The organism is Bacteroidota bacterium (genome assembly GCA_030706565.1).
GTDB lineage: Bacteria > Bacteroidota > Bacteroidia > Bacteroidales > JAUZOH01 > JAUZOH01.
On record JAUZOH010000521.1, the window covers coordinates 1 to 2,395 of the forward strand.

Here is a 2,395-nt window from a genome sequence, read left to right on the forward strand (position 1 = left end):
ATATAATAATTAAGTTTCAGGATGGGAGGAGTAATTCCTCCCATTTTTTGTGTAATTTTTCTTCTAATTTCTCATAGGCATTATATTTTTATGATGTTAGTTAAGTTTTATTTATCGTTTCAATAATTTTTCATAGCTTTCTTTTAATTGTTTATTAAGGGATAAGATGACTTCCTTATGATTGATGGTGTAATTCATCGGAACCGTGAGGCGTATGGCATCGAACAATTGCTCAATGGTTTCTTCTTCTAAGGAACCCGAGAGTTTATAATGTTTCAACTGTTCATCCTTGAAAGAGATATTCACATCATACAATCTTTCTACCTTTACCGCAAAATTGCCCAGACTCTCATCATTAAAAACCCAACGTTTATCCTTCCATGAAGTAGATATCTCAGGATCTATTTTATCTGCAATCAGAATGTTAACCTTCTGATTATCTGCCTGCAGCTCCCTTCCCTTAATTTCTTTTCTGCTTTGCACAGGATTATTGATCAGGCCGGAAATAAATTTGTCATCCTTATAATATATAGCCTTTTGGTTGGGTTTTAAAGTTATTTTCTCAATTGTCCCGGCTTTATTGGCATGCTCAATACTTACAATCCCATTGATTAAAGTGGTTTCGATGACCTTTTCATCCGGATAAGCTTTCACATCGAAAACCGTTCCCACGGCACGGACAACAATTCCTGAAGTATGGACCAGAAAGGGCAAGATTTTATTTTTTGCCACGCTAAAGTATGCTTCCCCTTCAAGGAAAACATCCCGGTTCTGCTGATTGAAATCCCTTGAATATTTCAGGCTGCTGCCTGCATTTAACCAGACTTTGGTCCCATCGGCAAGGGTAACAACCGATTTAGACCCACGGGGTGCTTCAACTGTATATTTTTGCAGCACCTTCTGTGGAAATAATTTATCAAAATACAAATGAGACAAAATAGCGCCTATGCCTATCAGAAGAATGAACAGGGCAGCATTCTTTAAAAATCTGAAGAAAAACAGGGAAAACGATGAATTGGGTTTATTTTTCTGTTCATCCAGGAACAGTCTGTTTTTCACCCTCTTCCACGACATTAAAACCTGCTCACTGTTAACAGGCCTATTTAAACCCGAGGCAATCCAGGAATCTCTCAGGTCCATATAAAACTTTTCGTTTTCTTTACTTTCATGGATCCATGACCATACCCGCCTGTACTCATCGTCCGATGCTTCACCTTTTATACTGGCAAGTAATACTTTCAGTATTTTTTCATCTATTTCTTTTTCCATATTTATCCCCTTCAGAAGTTATGACAACTAAATCGCCAATTCTGATGACAAAAAATCAAAAATTATCTTAACAGAATGATTATCAATGATATAAGGGGGATATATTCGGAAAGATTATTTTTCAGTTTAATGATTGCCCTGTTGATTTGTGTTCGGACCGTATTTACGGTAATATCTAATTTTAAGGCAATTTCTTGATTAGAAAGCTGATCAAAACGGCTTAACAAAAATATCTCGCGGCATTTATCCGGCAAATTATTCAAGGCAACAGAAACTGCATTTTCTAATTCTCCCTTTATCAGATGAGACAAAGGGTAATCAGCATCTTCCTCATAATCTGTTAAATGATGTGACAGGTAAATTTTATATTTTTCTTCAACCTGAATATGTTTGAAATCGTTCAGGCATAAATTGTAGACCGTCCTGTACAGGTAAGATTTAAGAGAAGTGACAATGTCAATTTTAGAACGGTATTCCCATACATTAATAAAAGCCTCTTCAACAATTTCCTGAGCTTTTTCCCGATCTTTCAATATCTCAGAAGCATAATTGTACAACCGGGGATAATAACCATTGAATATTTCTTCAAACGCATTTTGGTCACCATCCTTTAGCTTTGCAAGAGTGTCTACATCAAGACTTTTCATCTGGTTTTACGGTTCGGTTGTAATTACAAGTTACGATTCAGAAAATTAGAAAAATTTAACAACAAACACTAAAAAAATTTGATTTTTTCAAATACTAACCCCGCAATGCTGCTCTGGCCTTTGTTTTCTAAAATTTATATCATAATAAGAAAGTTTCAAAAAGGAGATATATCTTTTATTGAAGTTTTGCAAGTAGTAAAAAAGGTTTATAACGGTATACTGCTTCATGATATTACTCAGTGAAACTCAGGTTTTTCTCAGTGGATCTCAGCGTAATTGAATATTAATACACTGGCTTAGAAGATAGTCTGAAATGGTTCGAAATGATTCGAAATGGTTTAAAATAGTTTGAGATAGTTTGAAATGGTTCAACTATTTTTTTGCTTCCTGAGCGGAGTCGAAGGCAGGTTTTATTGCCGTGGTTTGATTTGCCTTTGAAAACTTTATTCTTCCTTTTTGTCGTCACAAAAAGGAAGCAA

General features: G+C 35.2%; 2 protein-coding genes. Both read right to left on the reverse strand.

Translation table 11 applies throughout. The annotated features are described in order from the left end of the window. Positions 1–111: 111 nt before the first annotated feature. Positions 112–1,269 carry a FecR family protein gene (locus Q8907_16335; protein ID MDP4275837.1) on the reverse strand — a complete coding sequence of 386 codons (1,158 nt, stop codon included), beginning with the start codon at positions 1,267–1,269 and terminating at the stop codon, positions 112–114. Between the two features lie 62 nt (positions 1,270–1,331). Further along, entirely contained in the window at positions 1,332–1,916 is a 585-nt protein-coding gene (locus tag Q8907_16340; GenBank protein ID MDP4275838.1) for an RNA polymerase sigma-70 factor, read from the reverse strand. Positions 1,917–2,395: the final 479 nt, after the last annotated feature.